This is a genomic window from Pseudomonas piscis, assembly GCF_009380155.1.
Taxonomy (GTDB): domain Bacteria; phylum Pseudomonadota; class Gammaproteobacteria; order Pseudomonadales; family Pseudomonadaceae; genus Aquipseudomonas; species Aquipseudomonas piscis.
Window position 1 is genome coordinate 1787913 of the sequence record NZ_WHUV01000001.1, and the last position, 24348, is coordinate 1812260.

Sequence of the window (24348 nt, forward strand, 5' to 3'; positions counted from 1 at the left end):
GCCGGTAGTCAGTGGGCGGCGGATCGCTCGAGCAACTGTTCCAGGTGCTGGCGTACCGCCGGCCATTCGTCGTCGATGATGCTGAAGCGCACGGAGTTGCGCTTGCGGCCATCGGGCATGATGCGTTCGTGGCGCACTATGCCCTCCTGCTGTGCGCCCAGGCGCAGGATTGCCGCGCGGGACTTGTGGTTGATCTCGTCTGTGGTGAACTGGACCCGCACGCAGGCCATGTCCTCGAAGGCATGACGCAGCATCAGGTACTTGGCTTCGGTATTGACGAAGCTGCGCTGCCAGCGGCTGGCGATCCAGGTACTGCCGATTTCCAGCTTGCGGTTGTGCCGGTCGATCTTCCAGAACCGTGTGCAGCCGATGACCTGGCCAGTGGCGCGCAGCAGGGTGGCGAAGGGTTGCACGCTGCCGGCGGCGCGGCCCTCCAGGGCGCTGGCCAGGTAGTGGCCGACCGTGCTGGGTGAGGGCACCACGGTAAAGGGCAGGTTCCACAGTTCGCCGTCCCGGGCCGCTTCGACCAGGGCGTCGGCGTCGCTCTCTTGCAGGGGGCGCAGGATGATCCGCGGGCCTTCCAGTGGGCGCATGGCGGGGGATTCTCCAGGTCTGGGCTGGGCGGTCGGCTATTACAGGACCCCGGACACGGCTTGGCAAGGGCCAATCCGGGACCAATGCGATAAAAAATATCAGCCGAATCGATTGTCGATCCGTGTCTGTTCTGGCTTATACATAAACCCGACATGCAGGGGCTGGCGTTGCTCGAATGGATCGGCACGCGGATTGCCGGAGCCCTGCGCGACACTCATATCAAGGACCCGTGCATGAGCCAGCCGCACCTGATGAACTTCGACCTCTACCTGCACCGTCTCGGCTACGACCGAGCGCCAGCGCCCACCCTGGAAACCTTGCAGGAGCTGCAGCTGCGCCATGTCTGCCGGTTCACTTTCGAGAGCCTCTCGACCTTGCTGCATGCACCGGTACCCATCGACCTGGCGGCGGTGGAGCGCAAGATCTTGCAGGACGGGCGCGGCGGCTACTGCTATGAGCTCAATCAGCTCTTCCTGGAGCTGCTGCAGCACTTGGGCTACGAGGTCCGGGGCATCACCGGACGGGTAGTGATGGGGGGACCGGAAGATGCGCTCACGCCTCGCAGTCATCGCCTGACGCTGCTGCAACTCGATGGCCGGCGCTATATCGTCGATGTGGGTTTCGGCGGCATGGTGCCGACCGCGCCCTTGCTGCTCGATACCGAGCAGGAGCAGGCCACGCCCCATGAGCCCTATCGCATCATCCGGCATGACGACAGCTACATCCTGCGGGCCAAAGTCGCTGATGAATGGCGCGCGATGTACGTGTTCGACCTGCAGGTGCAGGGCGAAGTGGATTACGAAATGGGCAATTGGTACGTCTCCACTCATCCGGCCTCGCCGTTTCTCGGCCAACTGATGGTGGCGCGGATCGGCCCGGGAGTACGCCATACCCTGCACAACCAGAGCTACGCCCTGCATCGCATGGGCCAGCCCAGCGAGCGCCGCCAGATCACCGAGGTCGAGGAACTGATGAGTCTGCTGCAGGGTGAGTTCGCCTTGCGCCTGCCGGACCATCCAGATCTGCCGCAGGTGCTGGAGCGACTGCTGCAAGCCGAAGTCGTACCCGCATGACGCAGGGCTGACCAGCACCTGGCGTCGCGCTGTGATGTGCCGCGACTGTGTACAGAATCCAGGTGCCGTTGCCTCGGTGGGTTGGCCGATCGCGCCCAAGGGCTGATTCGTTTGTCGGATCGGCCTTTTTTATTGGGCCGCCGGGTGAGGCTGGCCAGTCCATGACTTTGCTGGCCCAGGGTTTCGGTGGCCCTGATGCGAGGGCTCTGCAACGGCTTTTTCCCGGTGTGGCCGGGGCATCGACAGGATCGCGAGCAGCAGCCTGGGCGATGGTTTTGCGAGCCGAAGACGCCGGAAAGTTGGCGGATAAACTGTATACAATTCTATGGACAGTTCTCTTTGATGTTGCATACAGTGTGCGCATAACAAAAACAGGGAACCCCAAACCATGACTACCCCTCAGGTTTCACAGCAGCGGCCCGAAGACGAAAACTTGGGTGTTGGCGCGAATATGGCCTATGGCCTGCAACACGTGCTGACCATGTATGGCGGCATCGTTGCGGTGCCGCTGATCATCGGCCAGGCTGCCGGCCTGGCGCCGGCGGAAATCGGCCTGCTGGTCGCCGCCTCGTTGTTCGCCGGGGGGCTGGCCACGTTGCTGCAGACCCTGGGGGTGCCGTTCTTCGGCTGCCGCCTGCCGTTGGTGCAGGGGGTGTCCTTCGCGGGTGTGTCGACCATGGTGGCGATCGTCACCAGTGGCGGCGAGGGTGGTTTCCAGTCGGTGCTCGGCGCGGTGATCGCTGCATCCCTGATCGGGCTGCTGATCACCCCGGTGTTTTCCCGCATCACCAAGTTCTTCCCGCCCCTGGTCACCGGTATCGTCATCACCACCATCGGCCTGACGCTGATGCCCGTGGCGGCGCGTTGGGCCATGGGCGGCAATAGCCGTTCGGCGGATTTTGGCAGCATGTCGAACATCGGTCTGGCTGCTGTCACCCTGGTCCTGGTGCTGCTGCTGAGCAAGGTCGGCAGTGCGGCGATCTCTCGACTCTCGATTCTCCTGGCGATGGTCATCGGCACCGTGGTCGCGGTGTTCCTGGGCATGGCTGACTTTTCCGGAGTGACCCAGGGGCCGATGTTCGGCTTGCCCACGCCGTTCCATTTCGGCATGCCGACCTTCCATCTCGCGGCGATCCTGTCGATGTGCATCGTGGTCATGGTGACCCTGGTGGAAACCTCGGCGGATATCCTCGCAGTAGGGGAGATCATCCATACCAAGGTCGACTCCAAGCGCCTGGGCAATGGCCTGCGGGCCGACATGCTGTCGAGCATGATCGCGCCGATCTTCGGTTCCTTCACCCAGAGCGCCTTCGCCCAGAACGTCGGGCTGGTAGCGGTCACCGGGATCAAGAGTCGCTTCGTGGTGGCCACCGGTGGCCTGTTCCTGGTGATCCTCGGCCTGTTGCCGTTCATGGGGCGGGTCATCGCCGCCGTACCGACCTCGGTGCTTGGCGGGGCCGGCATCGTGCTGTTCGGCACCGTGGCCGCCAGTGGTATCCGCACCTTGTCCAAGGTCGACTACCGCAACAACATGAACCTGATCATCGTCGCTACCTCCATCGGCTTCGGCATGATCCCCATTGCCGCACCGAGCTTCTATGATCATTTCCCCAGCTGGTTCGCAACGATATTCCACTCGGGCATCAGTTCCTCGGCGATCATGGCGATCCTGCTGAACCTGGCGTTCAACCATTTCACCACTGGCAACTCGGACCAGCAGTCGGTGTTCGTCGCCGGTACCGAGCGCAGCCTGCGCTTCCAGGACATCGCCGGCCTGCGGGAGGGGGACTATTTCAGCGGGGGCAAGCTGCATGATGCCGAGGGCAAGGAAGTACCGCTGCTGGCCGATGGTCCGGCGGTCGGGGCGGAAGGCGAAGCGACGCCACCCAGCCATGTTCGTGGCAGCGTCGAAACCACCCATTGAGTGGCTCCGTGGTTACTGACGACCGGCGCCCAGGCGCCGGTTTTTGCTTATTCCAGGTTCTCCAGGGGCGCCAGGGCCTGGAGGACCTCGGGGTCGTCCTTGTATTGCTGGCGCAGTGTCGCCAGTTGGCGATCCACGCCGGTGCAGCTCTCCTTCACCGCCTTTTCAAGCTCGGCCCGGCGCTCGGCGTCATAAGGCTCCTCGCCGGCGAAGTGCTGGCATTCCTCGTGGCGCTGGATCAGGGCGCTGGCGTCGGCCGGCAGTTGAGCGCCGCCGTAGTGCCCTCCCAGTTTCAGGCGCTGTTCCTCGACCCAGCCGCTGTAGTCCTCCCCATCCTTGGCGATGTACATGACCTGGGCCCAACCGTCCTCGGTGGCGGCGTACACCGTCAGGCCGTCGCCGGGAATCACGAACAGCTTCTTGTCCATGCAGGCCGCGTGCGGGGCGCTGTGAAAATGCAGGCGCCCGGTGCCGATCACCTTGGCCTCCAGGGGCGGGCGATAGTCGCCGGCTTCCCGGGCGGCTTTTTCGCCCAGGGCGGCGCAGTCCACCGCAGGTTCGGCCAGGGCTGGCAGGGATAAAGACAACAGCAGGCCGCACAGCGGCAGGAGGCGCAGGGTTCGGTCCATCGCAAAGGTGTCCATGGGCGGGGAGGGAGGGGTGATGGTAATGACAAAGACGCGACCTGTGAATGATCACTGGCCGCGCCCGCAGATGCTTATTGTGCGACCTTGAACTGGCCCTGCCGCACTAGGGACAGGGCGAACAGCACCACGATGGCGGCGGCTGCCGATAGGGTCAGGGGCAGACCGTAGCTGCCGCCGCCCATGGCCGCGCCGCTGAGCAGCGGTCCGAGCAGGCTGCCGATGCCCCAGAGCAGGCCGGCGCTGGCGTTGGCGGTGACCAGGTCCGGGCCGCTGAAGGACTGCCCGATCAGGACGATCGCCAGGGTGTAGATGCCGCCCGCCGCGGCCCCGAGGATCACCAGGCTCGGCCAGAGCAGGCCGGGGGTTTGCATCAACACCGGCAGGCCCAGGCCGATCAGCAGCGAGATGATGCCGCATCCCAGGTAGATACCGGGGCGTCCGAGCTTGTCCGAGAGCCAGCCCAGGGGGAATTGGAACGCCGTGTCGCCCAGGAGAATGACGGTCACCATCAGGGCGGCGAGCTTGATGCTGTAGCCATGGTCGGCGGCATAGACCGGGAATAGCGAGAGCACCATGCTGTCGAAGAAGGCGAAGAACAGGATGCCCACGCACAGTGCCGGGGCGACGCGGATGAAGCCCAGTACCGAGAAGGTCCGGCTTTCGGCGTGGGGGCTCGGGGCATCTTCCCGGGGCAGGGTCAGCCAGACCACGGCGATGGCCAGCGCATAACCGATGGTGACGATGCCCAGCACGGCCGGTCCTTCGGTGCCCAGTACCGACACCAGGCCCGGTCCCAGCAGCTGGAAAAAGGTGAAGCAGGTGGTATAGACCGCCACCAGGCGCCCACGGCTGCTGTCTTCGGCCATCTCATTGACCCAGGTTTCCCCGAGGATAATGATCAGCCCGGCGCCCAGGCCCATGCCGATACGCGCCAGGCCCAGGCTGTAGAGATCAAGGCCCGGCAACTCCAGGGCGGCCACGCTCAGGGCACAGAGGCTGAAGCACAGCAAGTAGATCTGGCGGCGGGTCAGGCGTTGGCACAGGACGTTGACCAGGAAGGCCGAGAGCATCATGCCGGCGGCGGGCAGGGCCGACATGAGGCCGATCTGGTTGTTGGAGGCCCCGGCCTGGTACAGGCGCAGGGCCAGGATCGGCACGCTGGAGCCGATGCTCAGGCCGACGATGGAGATGCCCAGGATCAGGGCGGCTAACAAGGCTTTGTTCATTGCTCGAGACCTGCACCCGGATTTCCAGGTGCCTAGATGAAGTAAAGAGGCGCAGTCATGCGTCGTGACGCCGGCGGCGGTGCAGACGATTGCCGGACGAACCCTGGTGGCGCGCGCAGGTCTTGGGGCAAGCGAGTTGTTTTCAGGTCGCTTGCGCCAGGTTCGGATCGCAGGGGGTTACGGGTGCCGGGGCAGTCGCGGTCAGCGCAGGCCTTGGGGCGGAGAGAAGGTGAAGGCGAACAGCACGCTGCGACGCCGACGATTGATCGCGCAGTCATGCTGGACAATGGCCAGGCTGGCCGAAGGGGAGTTAGAGGAAGAACTGCACGCTAACTGTGCTGGCACGGACATCATTGTCTGACTGGTTGGAAAAAGAGGCGCACAGCCTACGTCAGGCCCTTGCGCCAAAGCAACCAGGCATGTGCATGGGGTTTTCAGGGATATACGAATAGCTTGGCCGCATGCCTGGCTGGCATGCGGAGGAGATATCTGAGGGGATATTGCTTGAGCCGATTTGCCTGAGGAGCAGGGCGCTCTTCGTGGATTGCGTGGCAAATCAGTCTTGGAAGATGGCTCCACGACCTGGACTCGAACCAGGGACCCAGTGATTAACAGTCACTTGCTCTACCAACTGAGCTATCGCGGAATGCGCCGTATCTTACTGATTCAAAAAGGGAAGTCAAGCGCTTGAAGAAAAAAGGCGAATTTTTCTTCCGGTGTGCAGACGTTGCCCTCAGCCACCGAAGGTCAAGGTGCCAAGCATCAGCCTGGCCATCAGCGCATTGGCCGCCAGTTGCACCAGCCACAACGCCAGGCCCCCGAGGAATACGCCCAGGGCGATCTGCAGCACCAGGCTTTTTTCGCGTTTCTGCGAGCGGGGCAGGTAATGTTCGGGGTCGTCGCGTTCGGCCCGCAGGTCATCGTTTTTCATTGGCGGTTCTCGCTTGGCAAGACACGGTTTGAGTCTAGAGGGCGTGGGGGAGAATGTCGGGCGCCCATGAAAAAGGGGAAGCCGTGGCTTCCCCTCTTGTTCACAGGCTACCGGCAGTGGCTCAGATCACCTGGAGGATGGCCTTGGTCACCGCGCCGATATTGCTCTGGTTCAGCGCGGCAACGCAGATGCGGCCGGTGTCCAGGGCATAGATGCCGAACTCGTTGCGCAGCCGGCCCACTTGCTCGGCGCTCAGGCCGGAGTAGGAGAACATGCCGCGTTGGCGGCCAACGAAGCTGAAGTCGTGCTGTGGGGCGCCCTTGGCCAGCAGGTCGACCATCTGGGTGCGCATGCCGCGAATCCGCAGGCGCATTTCCGCCAGTTCCTGCTCCCACTGGGCACGCAGTTCCGGGTTGTTGAGCACCGCCGCGACGATGGTGGCGCCATGGGTCGGCGGGTTGGAGTAGTTGGTGCGGATCACGCGCTTGACCTGGGACAGCACGCGGGCGCTTTCTTCCTTCGAGCTGCTGATGATGGACAGAGCGCCGACACGCTCGCCGTACAGCGAGAACGACTTGGAGAAAGAGCTGGAAACGAAGAAGGTCAGGCCCGAGTCGGCGAACAGGCGGACAGCGGCGGCATCTTCGTCGATGCCATCGCCGAAGCCCTGGTAGGCCATGTCCAGGAACGGCACCAGGTTCTTGGCCTTGACCACTTCCAGGACGTTCTTCCAGTCCTCGGGGCTCAGGTCGACGCCGGTCGGGTTGTGGCAGCAGGCGTGCAGGACCACGATCGACTGCTCTGGCAGGGCGTTCAGGTCTTCCAGCAGGCCGGTACGGTTCACATCATGGGTGGCCGCGTCGTAGTAGCGGTAGTTCTGCACCGCAAAACCCGCGGTCTCGAACAGCGCGCGATGGTTCTCCCAGCTCGGGTCGCTGATGGCGACCACGGCATTGGGCAGCAGTTGCTTGAGGAAGTCGGCACCGATCTTCAGGGCGCCAGTGCCGCCGACGGCCTGGGTGGTGACTACGCGGCCAGCGGCCAGCAGTGGCGAGTCGGCACCGAACAGCAGCTTCTGTACCGCCTGGTCGTAGGCGGCGATGCCGTCGATCGGCAGGTAGCCACGGGAGGCATGCTGGGCTGCGCGGATCGTCTCGGCTTCGACAACGGCGCGCAGGAGTGGAATGCGTCCCTCCTCATTGCAGTACACGCCCACCCCAAGGTTGACCTTGTCGGTACGGGTGTCGGCGTTGAATGCTTCGTTGAGGCCCAGGATTGGATCGCGTGGTGCCATTTCGACAGCGGAGAACAGGCTCATTTTACGGCGGCTCTGAATGGAGTGTGGAGGGACGTGTCGCGCTCCAGCCGAATGCACTAGAGCGGTGCACAAACGGGGAGCTAGTATAGAGGCCATCATCGCGGCGGGCGACAGGCTATTAGCCTTTTGCGACAAGTTTTTCAGGTTATTTTCTGACCGTTAGTCTTATTGCAACATTCGGCGTGTTAGCGGGTGTAAGACCTTTACCTTGAAAGCTGTGGGATTTGGCTCCACATTCTGAATATTCCCGTTTTCTTTCCTCGACGACCTGGGTCGTACGTGGTCTTTCCCATTGCTGTCCGGTCGCGCCGCGCAGGATGATTCCAGAGGTAGGTTATGTCTGAGTTCCAGCTCGTTACCCGTTTCCAGCCTGCCGGCGACCAGCCGGAGGCCATCCGCCTGATGGTCGAAGGCATCGAGGCCGGCCTGGCGCACCAGACCCTGCTCGGTGTGACCGGTTCAGGCAAGACCTTCAGCATCGCCAACGTCATCCAGCAAGTGCAGCGGCCGACCCTGGTACTGGCCCCGAACAAGACCCTGGCGGCGCAGTTGTACGGCGAGTTCAAGGCGTTTTTCCCGAACAACGCAGTGGAGTACTTCGTTTCCTACTACGACTACTACCAGCCCGAAGCCTATGTGCCGTCCTCCGATACCTTCATCGAGAAGGACGCCTCGATCAACGACCATATCGAGCAGATGCGCCTGTCGGCGACCAAGGCGTTGCTGGAGCGCAAGGACGCGATCATCGTCACCACGGTGTCCTGCATCTATGGCCTGGGCAGCCCCGAAACCTACCTGAAGATGGTCTTGCACGTGGATCGCGGCGACAAGCTCGACCAGCGTGCCTTGCTGCGGCGCCTGGCGGACCTGCAATACACCCGCAACGACATGGACTTCGCCCGCGCGACCTTCCGGGTCCGCGGCGACGTGATCGATATCTACCCGGCGGAATCCGACCTGGAGGCGATCCGCATCGAGTTGTTCGACGACGAAGTGGAAAGCATCAGTGCCTTCGACCCGTTGACCGGCGAGGTGATCCGCAAGCTGCCACGCTTCACCTTCTATCCCAAGAGCCACTACGTGACCCCGCGCGAGACCCTGCTGGAGGCCGTCGATGGAATCAAGGAGGAGCTGCAGGAGCGCCTGGAGTACCTGCGTTCCAACAACAAGCTGGTGGAAGCCCAGCGCCTGGAGCAGCGCACTCGCTTCGACCTGGAGATGATCCTCGAGCTGGGCTACTGCAATGGTATCGAAAACTACTCGCGCTACCTGTCCGGGCGTCCGGCCGGGGCGCCGCCGCCGACCCTGTATGACTACCTGCCGCCCGATGCCCTGTTGGTGATCGACGAGTCCCATGTCAGCGTGCCCCAGGTCGGCGCGATGTATAAGGGCGATCGTTCGCGCAAGGAAACCCTGGTGGAATATGGCTTCCGCCTGCCTTCGGCGCTGGATAACCGGCCGATGCGCTTCGACGAATGGGAGGGCGTCAGCCCGCAGACCATCTTCGTCTCCGCCACTCCCGGCAACTACGAGGCCGAGCACGCCGGCCGGGTGGTGGAGCAGGTGGTACGCCCCACCGGCCTGGTGGACCCCCTGGTGGAGGTGCGCCCGGCGTTGACCCAGGTCGACGACCTGCTGTCGGAAATCACCAAGCGCGTGGCCCTGGAGGAGCGGGTGCTGGTGACCACGCTGACCAAGCGCATGGCCGAGGATCTCACCGACTACCTGGCTGACCACGGCGTCCGTGTGCGCTACCTGCACTCGGACATCGATACCGTGGAGCGGGTGGAGATCATCCGCGACCTGCGGCTGGGGACTTTCGACGTGCTGGTGGGGATCAACCTGCTGCGCGAAGGCCTGGACATGCCCGAGGTGTCGCTGGTGGCGATCCTCGATGCCGACAAAGAAGGTTTCCTGCGCTCCGAGCGCTCGCTGATCCAGACCATCGGTCGCGCTGCGCGTAACCTCAATGGCAAGGCGATCCTCTACGCCGACAACATCACCGGCTCCATGCAGCGCGCCATTGGCGAGACCGAGCGCCGGCGCGACAAGCAACTGGCTTTCAACCAGGCCAATGGCATCACCCCAAAGGGGGTGGTCAAGGACATCACCGACATCATGGAAGGTGCCACCGTGCCCGGTTCGCGCAGCAAGAAGCGCAAGGGCATGGCCAAGGCCGCGGAGGAGAGCGCTCGCTACGAAAACGAGCTGCGTTCGCCGAGCGAGATCACCAAACGCATCCGCCAGCTCGAGGAAAAGATGTACCAGTTGGCCCGGGACCTGGAGTTCGAGGCGGCAGCCCAGCTGCGGGACGAGATCGGCAAGCTGCGTGAGCGCTTGCTCAACGTCTGAGCGGTGCGCGCCCCATGGCAGCGGCCATGGGGCGCGATCGCCCGTAACCGTGACCTGGGCTTAAATGCCCTCCTTACTGGAGCGCGCCTGGTATCGCCTGTTACCATTCGCCCCTTGTTTGTTCCTTAGCTTTTCTATTCTTTCCGAGACATGCCATGACCACCGTCCGTACGCGCATCGCGCCATCGCCTACCGGGGATCCCCACGTAGGTACTGCTTATATCGCTTTGTTCAACTATTGCTTTGCCAAGCAGCACGGCGGTGAGTTCATCCTGCGTATCGAAGACACCGACCAACTGCGTTCCACTCGCGAGTCCGAACAGCAGATCTTCGATGCCTTGCGCTGGCTGGGGATCAACTGGAGCGAAGGCCCGGATGTCGGCGGTCCCCATGGCCCGTATCGCCAGAGCGAACGTGGCGATATCTACCAGAAGTACGTCCAGCAACTGGTGGACATGGGGCACGCGTTCCCATGCTTCTGTACCGCCGAGGAACTGGACCAGATGCGTGCCGAGCAGATGGCCCGCGGCGAAACCCCGCGCTACGACGGGCGCGCATTGTTGCTGTCCAAGGAAGAAGTGGCCGAGCGCCTGGCGGCCGGTGAGCCCCATGTGATCCGCATGAAGGTGCCCAGCGAAGGCGTCTGCGTGGTACCGGACATGTTGCGTGGCGATGTCGAGATCCCGTGGGATCGCATGGACATGCAGGTCCTGATGAAGACCGATGGCTTGCCGACCTACTTCCTGGCCAACGTGGTCGACGATCACTTGATGGGCATCACCCACGTGCTGCGTGGCGAAGAATGGCTGCCGTCGGCGCCGAAACTGATCCTGCTTTACGAGTACTTCGGCTGGGAGCAACCGCAGTTGTGCTACATGCCGCTGCTGCGTAACCCGGACAAGAGCAAGCTGTCCAAGCGCAAGAACCCGACTTCGGTGACCTTCTACGAGCGCATGGGCTTCATGCCCGAGGCCATGCTCAACTACCTGGGGCGCATGGGCTGGTCGATGCCGGACGAGCGCGAGAAGTTCTCGTTGCAGGAAATGGTCGACAACTTCGACCTGTCGCGGGTCTCCCTGGGCGGGCCGATCTTCGATATCGAGAAACTGTCCTGGCTCAACGGTCAGTGGCTGCGTGACCTGCCGGTGGAGGAGTTCGCCACTCGCGTGCAGAAGTGGGCGTTCAACAGCGACTACATGATGAAGATCGCCCCCCATGTCCAGGGTCGGGTCGAAACCTTCAGCCAGATCGCGCCGCTGGCCGGTTTCTTCTTCGCTGGTGGAGTCACTCCGGATGCCAAGCTGTTCGAATCCAAGAAGCTGTCGGGCGATCAGGTGCGCCAGCTGATGCAGCTGATCCTGTGGAAGCTCGAAAGCCTGCGCCAGTGGGAAAAGGACAGCATCACCGCGACTATCCAGGCCGTGGTCGAATCCCTGGAGCTGAAGCTGCGCGATGCCATGCCGCTGATGTTCGCCGCCATCACCGGCCAGGCCAGTTCGGTGTCGGTGCTCGATGCCATGGAAATCCTTGGTCCGGACCTGACTCGCTTCCGTCTGCGCCAGGCTATCGACCTGCTCGGTGGCGTGTCGAAGAAAGAGAACAAGGAGTGGGAAAAACTGCTGGGCGCCATCGCCTGAGACGGCGTGGTGCCGCAGTAGTGCTGCCAGGAGCGGCGAGCTTTTCGACTACGCTTGAATCTCTGGCGTCAGGCGAATTGGTTGCCGCGACCGGCAATTCTCCAGGCTTGGCTCGACTCTTTTGCGGGAGTCGGCACAAGTCGGGAAGGGCGCAAAAGCCCGGTTTTTCAGGGCGGGCCGGTAAGTGATTGTTATCCCGGCAAATTTTTTTGCAAAAAGCTGAAAAAAAATTGACAGCTTTGCGAACGCCCCTTAAGATTCGCCCCGTCCTCACCGACGAGGGGCTATAGCTCAGCTGGGAGAGCGCTTGCATGGCATGCAAGAGGTCGACGGTTCGATCCCGTCTAGCTCCACCAATTTACAGTTCAAGGTCTGGCCACACCGGCCTTGAATCGATCGGTACTCAGCGCCGGTCAGTTGTATAGAAGGGTTTGCGTCCCCTTCGTCTAGTGGCCTAGGACACCGCCCTTTCACGGCGGTAACAGGGGTTCGAGTCCCCTAGGGGACGCCAGTTTTACACAAGCGATGCTGCAAGATGTCGCTGCGCCGCGAGGCGAAAAATCCGGGGCTATAGCTCAGCTGGGAGAGCGCTTGCATGGCATGCAAGAGGTCGACGGTTCGATCCCGTCTAGCTCCACCAATTTACAGTTCAAGGTCTGGCCACGCCGGCCTTGAATCGATCGGTACTCAGCACCGATCAGTTGTATAGAAGGGTTTGCGTCCCCTTCGTCTAGTGGCCTAGGACACCGCCCTTTCACGGCGGTAACAGGGGTTCGAGTCCCCTAGGGGACGCCAGTTTTACACAAGCGATGTTGCAAGATGTCGCTGCGCCGCGAGGCGAAAAATCCGGGGCTATAGCTCAGCTGGGAGAGCGCTTGCATGGCATGCAAGAGGTCGACGGTTCGATCCCGTCTAGCTCCACCAATTTACAGTTCAAGGTCTGGCCACACCGGCCTTGAATCGATCGGTACTCAGCGCCGGTCAGTTGTATAGAAGGTTTGTGTCCCCTTCGTCTAGTGGCCTAGGACACCGCCCTTTCACGGCGGTAACAGGGGTTCGAGTCCCCTAGGGGACGCCAGGTTTGCCCGCTTTGCGGGATTTCAAGGGTCATTCGATTATTGAATGACCCTTTTGTTTTTCTGGCGTCCGGCAATTTCTCTCTCTTCTTTTCCCAGCTTGCCCCTCTGACCGACGGTCACGCTAGCGACTTGCGGAAAATTATTATGGGAATAATATTTTTTCGTGATATTCGGAGGCAACGATGAACGATAAAAAAGCTCAGACCCGGGAGCGCATTCTCCAGGCCGCCAGTTCCGCGTTGATCCAGCGTGGTCCGGCCGAGCCGAGCGTGGGTGAGGTGATGGGGGCGGCCGGGCTCACGGTCGGTGGTTTCTACGCGCACTTCGAGAGCAAGGACGCGCTGATGCTGGAGGCCTTCACCCAGTTGCTCGCGCACCGGCGTGGCCTGCTCGATGAAATGGACAGCAACCTGAGCGGTGTGGAGCGTCGGGCGTTGACCGCCGCCTTCTACCTGTCGCGCAAGCATCGCGACTCCACCGAGCTGGCCTGCCCGATCCCCGCCTCGGTAGGGGAGTTGGGACGTCTGCCGGAGAGCTTCCGCAAGGCCCTGAACGAACACATGGAGTTGATGGTGGCGCAACTGGCCGAGACTCCCGAGGACACGGACAAGGCCCTGGCGGACATGGCCTTGATGATCGGCGGCCTGTCCTTGGCGCGTGCCCTGGGACCTGGGGAGTTGTCCGATCGCCTGCTGCGCGCTGCCAAGTCCGCCGTGCTCTGACCCGGAACCGTGGCGAGCCCTGTCGCCACCTGGTCATTCACATCGCGAATGATCATCCAATCAAGGTTCGATACGCCCCGCGAGCCCCGATTCGCCAAGCCCTCGAGATAGCAAAGCCTCGAGCCAGAGCGAGCCGGTCCCGGGATGGGTGCGCCAATCGGGCTGGCCATCCGTTACACTGCATCGGTCAAAAAACTGACCGGGAGTCGGGCATGAGTTGGGATCTGGCAACGCCGTTCGTCATCGATCTGCAGGTGGCGGCCGAAGATATCGATGGCTTGGGACACGCCAACAATGCGGTCTACGTTACTTGGCTGGAGCGTTGTGCCTGGCGTCATTCCCAGCGCCTGGGGCTGGACCTGGCTGAATATCGCCGCCTGGACCGGGCCATGGCCGTGGTGCGACATGAAATCGACTACCTGGCCGCCGCCTACGAGGGCGACGAGCTGCAATTGGCCACCTGGATCGTCGATTGGGACCAGCGCTTGAAGATGACCCGGCGTTTCCAGCTGGTGCGCCCGAGCGATGGCGCGACCCTGCTGCGGGCCCAGACCACCTTCGTCTGCATCGAGCTGTCCAGCGGCAAGCCCAAGCGCATGCCCGCCGAGTTCCTCGACGGCTATGGGCCGGCCCTGCAATCCTGCTGAATCTCTAGTCGTTGCGTGGAGTGCTTGGCCCCGTTCGCCGGCAGTTGCTAACGGCAAGGTACTGCCAGCGTTTGAAACCCAGTAAACTGGCGCCCGTTTTTCGCCCGTTTTCGTCGAGTGTGTTTCATGCAAATTGCCCTGGCGCCCATGGAGGGGTTGGTCGACAACATCCTGCGCGATGTACTGACCCGTGTTGGCGGGATCGACTGGTGTGTCACCGAGTTCATCCGTGTCAACGACCGTCTGCTGACGCCTGCCTATTTCCACAAGCTTGCCCCCGAATTGCTGCAAGGCGCGCAGACTGCGGCCGGGGTGCCGCTGCGCGTGCAACTGCTCGGTTCCGATCCTGTGTGCCTGGCCGAGAACGCCGCGCTGGCCTGCGAGTTGGGGAGCGAGGTCATCGACCTGAACTTCGGTTGCCCGGCCAAGACCGTCAACAAGTCCCGTGGCGGCGCGGTGCTGCTCAAGGAGCCCGAGCTACTCAACCAGATCGTCGAGCATGTACGGCGTGCGGTTCCGGCGCATATCCCGGTCACGGCCAAGATGCGCCTGGGTTTCGATAGCCCGGATGGTGCCCTGGTATGCGCCACCGCGTTGGCCGAAGGTGGCGCCGAGCATATCGTGGTGCATGCGCGGACCAAGGTTGACGGCTACAAGCCTCCGGCCCATTGGGAGTGGATTCCTCGGGTCCAGGAAGTGGTCAAGGTGCCGGTGTTCGCCAACGGTGATATCTGGAGCGTCGAGGACTGGCGGCGCTGCCGGGAAATCAGCGGGGTCGAGGACATCATGCTGGGGCGTGGGCTGGTTTCACGTCCGGACCTGGCTCGGCAGATCGCCGCGGCTCGGGCTGGCGAAGAAGTGGTGCAGATGTCCTGGGCCGAGTTGCTGCCGCTGATCCATGACTTCTGGGCCCAGGTGGTTACGCAATTGACCCCGCGCTCGGCTCCGGGTCGGTTGAAGCAGTGGTTGGCGATGTTGACTCGCAACTACCCCGAGGCGGTCGAGTTGTTCACCGCGCTGCGGCGCGAAACCGAGCTGGACCAGGTCGGCAGGTTGCTGGGTATGCCGTGCAGCGAGGCGGCCTGAAGAAATTTCCATGGCCGCTCTTGAAATGCCTCCGGCGGTCCTTATCTCTTGGGTACGCGATGCCGAACTCGGGTCGCGTAGATAACCACTCGCTGAATATCAGGAGATTTACCCATGAGTACTGCATTTTCCCTGGCCCCATTGTTCCGTTCCTCTGTCGGCTTCGACCGTTTCAACGACCTGTTCGAATCGGCACTGCGTAACGAACCGGGCAGCAGCTACCCACCCTACAACGTTGAAAAGCATGCCGATGACCAGTACCGCATCGTCATCGCCGCCGCCGGCTTCCAGGAGCAAGACCTGGAGCTGCAGGTGGAAAAAGGCGTGTTGACCGTGAGCGGTGGTAAGCGCGATGCCAACGAAGGCGTCACCTACCTGCACCAGGGCATCGCCCAGCGGGCTTTCAAGCTGTCTTTCCGCCTGGCCGACCATATCGAGGTCAAGGCCGCGGCCCTGAACAACGGCCTGCTGAACATCGACTTGCTGCGGGTCGTGCCGGAAGAGGCCAAGCCCAAGCGCATCCCGATCAGCGGCATGCAGCAAGCGGCCCTGCAACACTAAGACCGCAAGCAGAAAAGGGCGCCCGAGTGGCGCCCTTTTTCGTGCCTGTCATTCCAGCAGTTTCTTGAATTCGCCTAGCGGGAGCGGTCGGCTGTGCAGGTAGCCCTGGTACAGGTGGCACTCCAGGCCCCGCAGGAACTCCAGTTGTTGCAGGGTCTCGACGCCTTCGGCGATCACCTTCAATTCCAGGCTGCGGGCCATGGCCACGATGGCCCGGATGATCTCCGCGTCGTTGGGGTCGTGGGTGGCGTCGCGGACGAAGGACTGGTCGATCTTCAACGTGTCCACCGGCAGGCGCTTGAGGTAGGTCAGGGATGAATAGCCCGTGCCGAAATCATCCATGGCGAAGCTGACCCCGAGCTTCTTCAGGCGACGCATCTTGCTGATGGTGTCTTCCAGGTTCTGGATCACGATGCCTTCGGTGATCTCCAGCTTCAGCAGCGAGGAAGGCAGGGCGTAGGCCGCCAGGCTGTGCTCGATCCGTTCGACGAAATCGTTCTGGCGGAACTGCCGGGGGCTTATGTTCACGCACAGGCTGAACTGGTGCGGGTCCACCAGGCCTTCTTCGATCAACTGGCTGAAAGCCAGGCAGGACTCATCGAGGATCCAGGTGCCCACCTCGAGGATCAGCCCGCTGTCTTCGAGCACCTTGATGAACTCGGTCGGCGACTGCGCCCCCAGTTCCGGGTGCTGCCAGCGCACCAGCGCCTCGGCGCCGACGATGCGATTGTCGCGGGCGTCCACCTGGGGCTGGAAGTGCACGCTGAATTCGCCCCGGGACAGGGCCAGGCGCAGGTCGGTTTCCATACGCAGGCGTTCGCTGGCGGCCTTCTGCATGGTGTTGTGGTACATCTGCGTGGTGTTGCGCCCCGAGTCCTTGGCGCGATACAGGGCGATATCGGCACGCTTGAGCAGGTCGGTGGGGGTCGAGCCGTGATCGGGAATCAGCGCCACGCCGATACTGGGCGTGACCTGCAGGCGCTGGCCGTCGAGGAACATCGGCTCCGACAGCAGTTCGCGCAAGGTCCCCGCCAGTTGCCGGACCTGTTCGCTGACGTCGTTGCGCGAGCCTTCCAGGCCGCTGAGCAGGACCACGAATTCGTCGCCGCCCAGGCGCGCCACCGTGTCCTCCATGCGTACGCTGGCCTCCAGCCGAGCGGTGATGATCTTCAGGACCGTGTCACCCACCGGATGCCCTAGGGAATCGTTGATGTGCTTGAAGTGGTCCAGATCTAGGAACAGCAGGGCGCCGCGCAGGTTGTGCCGCTTGAGCAGGGCGATCTGCTGGCTCAGGCGGTCCATCAGCAGGGCGCGGTTGGGCAGGTTGGTCAGAGGGTCGTGGTAGGCCAGGTGGCGGATCTGCGCCTGGGCGTTCTTCAGCAAGCTGACGTCCCGGGCGGTCAGCAGCAGGCAAGGGGTTTCATTGAGGGTGATGGGCTCCACTGAAACCTCGAGGGTGAAGATTTCCCCGCGCTTGTTGCGCCCGAGCATCTCCATATGGTGCACCCGACCCTTGAGCTTGAGTTCGGCCAGCAACGTGGCCAGCTGGGCCTCCTCGGCCCAGATCCCGACTTCGTACAGGGTATGGCCCATCACTTCGTCGGTGCGGTAGCCGGTCAGGCGGCAGAAGCCGTCGTTGACCTCCAGGTAGCGTCCGGTATCGCGCTCGGTGATGGTGATGGCGTCGGGGCTTGAGTGGAAGGCCTTGGCGAACTTCTCCTCGCTGGCCTTGAGCGCCGCTTCCGAGCGTTGTTGCTGGGTGATGTCGCGCAGAGTGGTGACGATGCACGGTTGTTTGTCGACGATGATCTGGCGGCTGGAGATGATGCAGGTCAAAGGCTGGCCATCCTTGTGGTTGACCACCACCGCGACATTGTTCAGCGCTTGTTCGCGGATTACCTGTTCGATTCGCCGCAAGCGCGGCGCGGGGTCTTCCCAGAGGCCGATCTGCTCGGCGCTGCGGTTGATCACGTCGTCCAGGGTCCAGCCGAAGGTCTGGGTGAAGCTGGAGTTGATCTCGATGAACTGGCCGGTTTCCAGCAGGGTGACGCAGATCGGATCCGGGCTGACCTGGAACAGGCTGGCGAATTTCTCCTCGGAGGTGATCAGGCGCTGCTCGCGCTCCACCTGTTCGGTGATGTCCAGCAGGGTTCCGGCCATGCGTAGCGGGTTGCCTTGCTCGTCGCGATACAGGCGGGCGCGGCTCTCCAGGTAGCGCGAGCTACCATCGGCCAGTTGCACGCGATAGGTCAGCTGGTAGTTGCCCGCCGGGCCTTCGCGCAGGCTGCGATAGGCGTCGCGCATGGAGTTGCGCTCCTCGGTGGGCACACCCTCGAAGAAGGCATCGAAGGACTCGTGAAACGGCGCTGGCTCCAGGCCATGCAACTGCGCAGCTCGGGCCGAGCCATAGAGCATGCCGCTGGGGATATGCCAGTCCCAGGTGCCCAGTTGCGCGGAGTCCAGGGCCAGGTCCAGGCGCTCTTGGCTATCCTTGAGGGCCTGTTCGGCGCGTTTGCGCTCGCTGGTATCGAGGAAGGTGCTGAGCAGGAAGGCCTTGCCCTCCAGTTCGACCTTCTGTGCGCTGAGGATGCCGTCGTGGATCTGTCCGTTGCTGGCACGCAATTGCACTTCGAGGCTGGCGGCCTGGCCCTTCTTCTGTACGGCCTTGATCAGCTGGGCGCGTTGTTCGGGGTTTACCCACAAGCCGATTTCCAGGGTGGTGCGGCCGATCACATGCTCGGCGGGCCAGCCGAACTGGCTTTCGAAGTACTGGTTGGCTTCGCTGATCAGGCCGTCTTCGAGGCGGGTCAGCAGCACCATGTTGGGGCAGAGGTGGAAGAGGGTGGCAAAACGCTTTTCCGAGCTGCTCAGGGCTTCTTCGCGCTGGCGCTGGTGGGTGATTTCGCGGATCACCCCGATCATCCGGGGCTTGCCGTGCTTGTCAGGCAGCACGCTGCCGTTGATTTCCAGCCAGTGCAGGCTGCCATCGGGCCAGCGGATGCGGTGGTGCATGGCTTGTTCCAGGGGCGCGCCGGCCAGCACCGAGTGGAAGGCGCGTACGGTTCGGGCCCGGTCCTCGATGGGCAGCAGGTCGAGATATTCGAGGTTTTCCGGCAAGGGTTGGCGCGGATCGAAGCCGAACAGCGCCTGGGTGCCCCGGGACCAGCTGATTTGCCCGCTTTCGATATCCCAATACCAGGCTCCCAGCCTCGCGCCGTTGAGCGCGGCGAGCAGTTGTGGCGCACTTTCCCAGCTCTGTTCCGACTCCCTGGGGTCGACGGCGTGGATGCGCGGCATGGGCGGAATACGGTCAGCGGGTTTGGGCATGGTGATCAGGCCTTGTGCTGAGTAGTTCGTTTGGCGCGAGGGCTCATGGCGGGAGGCGACAGGGCACGGGCAAAACCCGGAATACTTATGCCGGGTTCCCTGGCCAATCGACCTGTGCGTCCAATAAGGCCATGAAAGCCCGCGCAGCATTCGACAGCGTCCGTTCGGTATGCAGGATATAGCCTAGCTGGCGGTGTAGTTGTATGCCCGGTAAAGGGATGCGCGCCACTTGTTCGTCGAGCATTGTGCGCGGCAGCACACTCCAGGCCAGGCCGATGGAGACCATCATCTTTATGGTTTCCAGATAGTTAGTGCTCATGGCGATGTTCGGCGTCAGGTCCTGGGCCTGGAACAATCGCTGCACGATGTGGTGGGTAAAGGTGTTGCCGCCGGGAAAAACCGCCGGGTGCAGGGCGATATCCGCCAGACTGACCTGGCCGTTGCTGACCAGCGGGTGTTCCGGGGCGGCGACGAAGTCCAGCGGGTCGTCCCAGACCGCGGTGGCCTTGACCAGGCCGTGGGGCTCGGGAGCCAGGGTGATGACGGCCAGTTCGGCGCGGCCGTGGAGGATTTCCTCATAGGCCACCTCCGAATCGAGGAACTGGATGTCCAGGGCCACCTGTGGGTAGCGCCGGGTATAGGCTCGCAGCAGGGGCGGCAGGCGATGCAGGCCGATGTGATGGCTGGTGGCCAGTGTCAGGCGCCCGCTGACTTCGCCCGTGAGGTTGGTCAGGGCCCGGCGAGTGTCGTCCAGCACGTTGATGATCTGATAGGCCCGGGGCAACAGGGCCCGGCCAGCCTCTGTAAGACCGACTTCACGGCCCAGGCGATCGAACAGTCGCACATTGAGCTGCTGTTCCAGCGCGGCGATGCGCTTGCTGATGGCCGGTTGGGTCAAGTGCAGGCGCTCGCCCGCTCCAGAGAAGCTACCGGTTTCGGCGATGGCGATGAAGGCATTGAGATTGGCCTGGTCCATCTTGCATTCCTATTGGTTATCCAAATCATGAAAAATATGAATTTGAGTTATTTAATCTAACGCCATAGCATCAGCCTCACAAGCCAAGTGGTTATTGATCGATGCTCGATCAGGGCCCGGGGCATAGAAACAAGCTGATGAGGAAAGGTCCGATGGCTGGCAAGACGCTCTACGACAAGCTCTGGGAAATGCACGAGGTGAAGCGCCGTGACGATGGTTCGTCGCTCATCTACATCGATCGTCACATTCTTCACGAGGTGACCTCGCCGCAGGCCTTCGAAGGCTTGCGCCTGGCTGCCCGCCAGCCATGGCGCATCGATGCCAACATCGCCACCCCGGACCACAACGTGCCGACTACCCAGGCCGAGCGCAAAGGTGGCCTCGACGCCATCGCCGACGAAGTGTCGCGTATCCAGGTCAAGACCCTGGATGAGAACTGCGACGATTTCGGCATCCTCGAATTCAAGATGAACGATATCCGCCAGGGCATCGTCCATGTGGTCGGTCCGGAGCAGGGGGCCACCTTGCCGGGCATGACCGTGGTCTGTGGCGACTCGCACACCTCGACCCACGGCGCCTTCGGCGCGTTGGCCCACGGTATCGGCACTTCCGAGGTGGAGCACGTGCTCGCCACTCAGTGCCTGGTGGCCAAGAAGATGAAGAACATGCAGGTGCGCGTCGAGGGCCGGTTGCCCTTCGGCGTGACCGCCAAGGACATCGTGCTCGCGGTGATCGGCAGGATCGGCACTGCTGGCGGCAACGGCCACGCCCTGGAGTTCGCCGGCAGCGCCATTCGCGATCTGTCCATGGAAGGCCGCATGACCATTTGCAACATGTCCATCGAGGCGGGCGCCCGCGTCGGCATGGTGGCCTGCGATGAAAAGACCATCGACTACGTGAAGGGTCGCCCGTTCTCGCCGCAAGGCAGCGACTGGGATAAGGCCGTGGAGGCCTGGAGCGACCTGGTATCCGATGCCGACGCGCATTTCGACACCGTCATCGAGCTGCGTGCCGAGGACATCAAGCCGCAGGTCAGCTGGGGCACTTCCCCGGAGATGGTGCTCGCGGTGGACCAGAACGTACCGGATCCGAGCACCGAAGCCGATGCGGTCAAGCGCGATTCCATCGTCCGGGCGTTGAAGTACATGGGCTTGAACGCCAACCAGGCGATCACCGATATCCAGCTGGATCGGGTATTCATCGGTTCCTGCACCAACTCGCGCATCGAAGACTTGCGCGCCGCCGCCGCCGTGGCCAAGGGGCGCAAGGTCGCCTCCACCGTGAAGCAGGCGCTGGTGGTACCAGGCTCGGGCCTGGTGAAGGCCCAGGCCGAGCAGGAAGGCCTGGACAAGATCTTCCTCGAAGCCGGCTTCGAATGGCGTGAGCCGGGCTGCTCCATGTGCCTGGCGATGAACCCGGACCGCCTGGAGAGTGGTGAACATTGCGCGTCCACTTCCAACCGCAACTTCGAAGGCCGCCAGGGCGCCGGCGGGCGTACCCACCTGGTGAGCCCGGCCATGGCCGCGGCTGCTGCGGTGACCGGTCGTTTCATCGATGTACGTGAATTGATGCAGGCCTGAGGAGACCAAAGATGAAAGCATTCACCCAGCACACAGGCCTCGTCGCACCGCTCGACCGTGCCAACGTCGACACCGACCAGATCATTCCCAAGCAATTCCTCAAGTCGATCAAGCGTACCGGCTTCGGCCCGAACCTGTTCGACGAGTGGCGCTACCTCGATGTGGGTCAGCCCAACCAGGACAATTCCAAGCGTCCGGTGAACCAGGACTTCGTGCTCAACTTCCCACGCTACCAGGGCGCCAGCGTGCTGCTGGCCCGTGAGAACTTCGGCTGCGGCTCTTCCCGCGAGCATGCGCCGTGGGCGCTGGACGAGTACGGCTTCCGTACCGTGATCGCGCCGAGCTTCGCCGACATCTTCTTCAACAACAGCTTCAAGAACGGCTTGTTGCCGATCATCCTCAAGGATGAAGAAGTCGACGAACTGTTCCAGCAGAGCGAAGCCACCGAGGGTTACCAGCTGACCGTCGATCTCGCTGCGCAGACCGTGACCCGCCCGGACGGCAAGCAGTACAGCTTCGAGGTGGACGCGTTCCGCAAGCACTGCCTGCTCAATGGCCTGGACGACATCGGCCTGACCCTGCAGGACGCCGACGCCATCCGCAGTTTCGAGGTCGGCTACAAGCAGCGCCAGCCCTGGTTGTTCCGCGACGCCTGAGTGCCCTTGGTCCGGCCCTTGCCGTTTGTTGCAGGGTCGGTCAGTGAGCACCGTTCTCTACGCCCCAAGGAGCCAAGCATGACCAGCAATGCCCATACCCAGGTGGTACAGCAGCAATTCGGCGGACAAGCCGTGGCCTACCTCAACAGCGCGGTGCATGCCCAGGGTGCCGAATTCGCGTTGCTACAGGCCGAGGTAGCGGGCAAGAACGAGGCCCGGGTGCTGGACCTGGGCTGTGGTGCCGGGCACGTCAGCTTCCATGTGGCGCCGTTGGTCGCGCAGGTAGTGGCCTATGACCTTTCGCAGCAGATGCTGGATGTGGTGGCAGCGGCGGCCCGGGAGCGTAGCCTGGAGAACATCCGCACGGTAGCGGGCGCCGCGGAGCGCCTGCCGTTCGCCGATGGCGAGTTCGACTTCGTCTTCAGTCGCTATTCGGCCCACCACTGGAGCGACCTGGGCCTGGCCCTGCGCGAGGTGCGCCGGGTCCTGAAGCCTGGCGGCGTGGCGGCGTTCATCGATGTCCTGTCACCTGGCAGTCCATTGCTGGATACCTACCTGCAGAGCGTCGAAGTGCTGCGCGACACCAGCCATGTCCGCGACTATTCGGCCGGGGAATGGCTGCACCAGATCAACGAGGCCGGTTTGCAGGCCCGCAGCAGCGCCCGGCAGCGCCTGCGCCTGGAATACGCCTCCTGGGTCGAGCGCATGCGCACCCCGGAGCCGCTGAGGGTGGCTATTCGCCAGTTGCAGCAGGCGATGGGCAATGAAGTGCGCGAATATTTTCAGATTGAGGCCGATGGTTCGTTCAGTACAGATGTACTGGTACTGTGGGCCGAACGATAGAATTTTTCCGGGTGCGCCCAAGGGCGTGCCGACAGAACGAACGAGGAATGCATGAGCAAGCAGATTCTGATTCTCCCTGGTGACGGTATTGGCCCGGAAATCATGGCCGAAGCGGTCAAGGTCCTGGAATTGGCCAATGACAAGTACGGCCTGGGTTTCGAGCTGAGCCACGATGTGATCGGCGGCGCGGCCATCGACAAGCATGGCGTGCCCCTGGCCGACGAGACCCTGGACCGGGCCCGTGCCGCCGATGCGGTGCTGCTGGGTGCGGTGGGCGGTCCGAAGTGGGACAAGATCGAGCGCGACATCCGTCCGGAGCGCGGGCTGTTGAAGATTCGCGCGCAACTGGGGCTGTTCGGCAACCTGCGGCCGGCGATCCTCTATCCGCAACTGGCCGATGCCTCGAGCCTGAAACCGGAAATCGTCTCCGGCCTGGACATCCTCATCGTCCGCGAACTGACCGGCGGTATCTACTTCGGTGCTCCTCGCGGCACCCGCGAGCTGGAGAGCGGCGAGCGCCAGTCCTATGACACCTTGCCCTACAGCGAGAGCGAGATCCGCCGGATCGCCCGGGTCGGCTTCGACATGGCGCGGGTGCGCGGCAAGAAGCTCTGCTCGGTGGACAAGGCCAACGTCCTGGCGTCCAGCCAGCTGTGGCGTGAAGTGGTCGAGCAGGTGGCCAAGGACTATCCGGACGTCGAGCTCAGCCACATGTACGTCGACAACGCGGCCATGCAGCTGGTGCGCGCGCCCAAGCAGTTCGACGTGATCGTCACCGACAACATGTTTGGCGATATTCTCTCCGACGAGGCCTCGATGCTCACCGGTTCCATCGGCATGCTGCCTTCGGCGTCCCTGGACGCCAACAACAAGGGCATGTACGAGCCTTGCCACGGTTCGGCGCCGGATATCGCCGGGCAGGGCATCGCCAACCCGCTGGCGACCATCCTCTCGGTGTCGATGATGCTGCGCTACAGCTTCAACCTGACCGCAGCGGCGGACGCCATCGAGCAAGCCGTCAGCCGAGTGCTGGACCAGGGCTTGCGTACCGGTGACATCTGGTCGGCCGGTTGCACCCGGGTCGGTACGCAGGAAATGGGCGATGCAGTAGTCGCGGCGCTGCGGAATCTGTAATCTTTCGGGCCCACTGCACTGACAGTGGCCCACTT

Annotated in this window: 19 protein-coding genes and 7 tRNA genes; 18 read left to right on the forward strand and 8 right to left on the reverse strand. The window is 62.8% G+C overall.

Annotation, left to right across the window (positions count from 1 at the left end; genetic code table 11):
• Nucleotides 1–8: 8 nt before the first annotated feature.
• Nucleotides 9–593 (reverse strand): GNAT family N-acetyltransferase, encoded by a 585-nt coding sequence (locus GDH07_RS08500; protein ID WP_053138703.1) that lies wholly within the window; start codon nt 591–593, stop codon nt 9–11.
• Nucleotides 594–827: 234 nt separating this feature from the next.
• Here GDH07_RS08500 and GDH07_RS08505 point away from each other — a divergent pair, with 234 nt between their 5' ends.
• Both GDH07_RS08505 and GDH07_RS08510 read left to right on the forward strand, forming a co-directional pair.
• On the forward strand, nt 828–1667 hold the full coding sequence (locus GDH07_RS08505) for an arylamine N-acetyltransferase family protein (protein WP_022643418.1): 840 nt from the start codon (nt 828–830) through the stop codon (nt 1665–1667).
• A 388-nt stretch (nt 1668–2055) separates the two neighbouring features.
• On the forward strand, nt 2056–3591 hold the full coding sequence (locus tag GDH07_RS08510; RefSeq protein WP_152897130.1) for a nucleobase:cation symporter-2 family protein: 1536 nt from the start codon (nt 2056–2058) through the stop codon (nt 3589–3591).
• A gap of 47 nt (nt 3592–3638) precedes the next feature.
• On the opposite strand, the gene GDH07_RS08515 is transcribed toward GDH07_RS08510, so the two are convergent.
• From GDH07_RS08515 to GDH07_RS08535, 5 genes are all read right to left on the reverse strand, one after another.
• Complete coding sequence (locus tag GDH07_RS08515) at nt 3639–4220, reverse strand: SH3 domain-containing protein (RefSeq protein WP_152897131.1); 582 nt, start codon at nt 4218–4220, stop codon at nt 3639–3641.
• Between the two features lie 89 nt (nt 4221–4309).
• Nucleotides 4310–5464 carry an MFS transporter gene (locus GDH07_RS08520; RefSeq protein WP_152897132.1) on the reverse strand — a complete coding sequence of 385 codons (1155 nt, stop codon included), beginning with the start codon at nt 5462–5464 and terminating at the stop codon, nt 4310–4312.
• A 570-nt stretch (nt 5465–6034) separates the two neighbouring features.
• Nucleotides 6035–6110: transfer RNA gene (locus GDH07_RS08525), tRNA-Asn, on the reverse strand.
• Between the two features lie 87 nt (nt 6111–6197).
• Nucleotides 6198–6395, reverse strand: coding sequence for a hypothetical protein (locus GDH07_RS08530; RefSeq protein WP_053138707.1), 198 nt, complete (start codon nt 6393–6395; stop codon nt 6198–6200).
• Nucleotides 6396–6516: 121 nt separating this feature from the next.
• Nucleotides 6517–7713, reverse strand: coding sequence for an amino acid aminotransferase (locus GDH07_RS08535; RefSeq protein ID WP_022643423.1), 1197 nt, complete (start codon nt 7711–7713; stop codon nt 6517–6519).
• A 336-nt stretch (nt 7714–8049) separates the two neighbouring features.
• On the opposite strand from GDH07_RS08535, the gene uvrB reads away from it, so the two are divergent.
• The 12 genes from uvrB to GDH07_RS08595 all read left to right on the forward strand — a co-directional run bounded on the left by uvrB (nt 8050) and on the right by GDH07_RS08595 (nt 15797).
• Entirely contained in the window at nt 8050–10065 is a 2016-nt protein-coding gene (gene uvrB / locus GDH07_RS08540; RefSeq protein ID WP_053138709.1) for an excinuclease ABC subunit UvrB, read from the forward strand.
• Nucleotides 10066–10220: 155 nt separating this feature from the next.
• Entirely contained in the window at nt 10221–11702 is a 1482-nt protein-coding gene (gltX, locus tag GDH07_RS08545) for a glutamate--tRNA ligase (protein WP_152897133.1), read from the forward strand.
• 280 nt (nt 11703–11982) lie between these two features.
• Nucleotides 11983–12058 (forward strand) — tRNA-Ala (locus GDH07_RS08550).
• Between the two features lie 79 nt (nt 12059–12137).
• Nucleotides 12138–12213: transfer RNA gene (locus GDH07_RS08555), tRNA-Glu, on the forward strand.
• Between the two features lie 53 nt (nt 12214–12266).
• Nucleotides 12267–12342, forward strand: a tRNA-Ala gene (locus GDH07_RS08560).
• A 79-nt stretch (nt 12343–12421) separates the two neighbouring features.
• Nucleotides 12422–12497: transfer RNA gene (locus GDH07_RS08565), tRNA-Glu, on the forward strand.
• Nucleotides 12498–12550: 53 nt separating this feature from the next.
• Nucleotides 12551–12626: transfer RNA gene (locus GDH07_RS08570), tRNA-Ala, on the forward strand.
• Nucleotides 12627–12704: 78 nt separating this feature from the next.
• Nucleotides 12705–12780, forward strand: a tRNA-Glu gene (locus GDH07_RS08575).
• Nucleotides 12781–12963: 183 nt separating this feature from the next.
• Nucleotides 12964–13503, forward strand: coding sequence for a TetR/AcrR family transcriptional regulator (locus GDH07_RS08580; protein ID WP_022643430.1), 540 nt, complete (start codon nt 12964–12966; stop codon nt 13501–13503).
• A gap of 212 nt (nt 13504–13715) precedes the next feature.
• The gene (locus tag GDH07_RS08585; protein ID WP_022643431.1) at nt 13716–14150 is read left to right on the forward strand and encodes an acyl-CoA thioesterase; all 435 of its coding nucleotides are present in this window, start codon (nt 13716–13718) and stop codon (nt 14148–14150) included.
• Between the two features lie 126 nt (nt 14151–14276).
• Nucleotides 14277–15236, forward strand: a complete 960-nt coding sequence (locus GDH07_RS08590) for a tRNA dihydrouridine synthase (protein WP_022643432.1) — start codon at nt 14277–14279, stop codon at nt 15234–15236.
• Between the two features lie 114 nt (nt 15237–15350).
• Nucleotides 15351–15797, forward strand: coding sequence for an Hsp20 family protein (locus tag GDH07_RS08595; RefSeq protein ID WP_022643433.1), 447 nt, complete (start codon nt 15351–15353; stop codon nt 15795–15797).
• 48 nt (nt 15798–15845) lie between these two features.
• On the opposite strand, the gene GDH07_RS08600 is transcribed toward GDH07_RS08595, so the two are convergent.
• Both GDH07_RS08600 and GDH07_RS08605 read right to left on the reverse strand, forming a co-directional pair.
• Nucleotides 15846–19124, reverse strand: a complete 3279-nt coding sequence (locus tag GDH07_RS08600) for an EAL domain-containing protein (protein WP_022643436.1) — start codon at nt 19122–19124, stop codon at nt 15846–15848.
• Between the two features lie 85 nt (nt 19125–19209).
• On the reverse strand, nt 19210–20100 hold the full coding sequence (locus GDH07_RS08605; RefSeq protein ID WP_022643434.1) for a LysR family transcriptional regulator: 891 nt from the start codon (nt 20098–20100) through the stop codon (nt 19210–19212).
• Nucleotides 20101–20252: 152 nt separating this feature from the next.
• Here GDH07_RS08605 and leuC point away from each other — a divergent pair, with 152 nt between their 5' ends.
• From leuC to leuB, 4 genes are all read left to right on the forward strand, one after another.
• On the forward strand, nt 20253–21680 hold the full coding sequence (gene leuC / locus GDH07_RS08610; protein ID WP_053138894.1) for a 3-isopropylmalate dehydratase large subunit: 1428 nt from the start codon (nt 20253–20255) through the stop codon (nt 21678–21680).
• An 11-nt stretch (nt 21681–21691) separates the two neighbouring features.
• Complete coding sequence (gene leuD, locus GDH07_RS08615) at nt 21692–22336, forward strand: 3-isopropylmalate dehydratase small subunit (protein ID WP_022643438.1); 645 nt, start codon at nt 21692–21694, stop codon at nt 22334–22336.
• 78 nt (nt 22337–22414) lie between these two features.
• Entirely contained in the window at nt 22415–23179 is a 765-nt protein-coding gene (locus GDH07_RS08620; RefSeq protein ID WP_053138891.1) for a class I SAM-dependent methyltransferase, read from the forward strand.
• Nucleotides 23180–23230: 51 nt separating this feature from the next.
• Entirely contained in the window at nt 23231–24313 is a 1083-nt protein-coding gene (leuB, locus tag GDH07_RS08625; protein ID WP_022643440.1) for a 3-isopropylmalate dehydrogenase, read from the forward strand.
• The last annotated feature ends 35 nt before the right edge of the window (nt 24314–24348 follow it).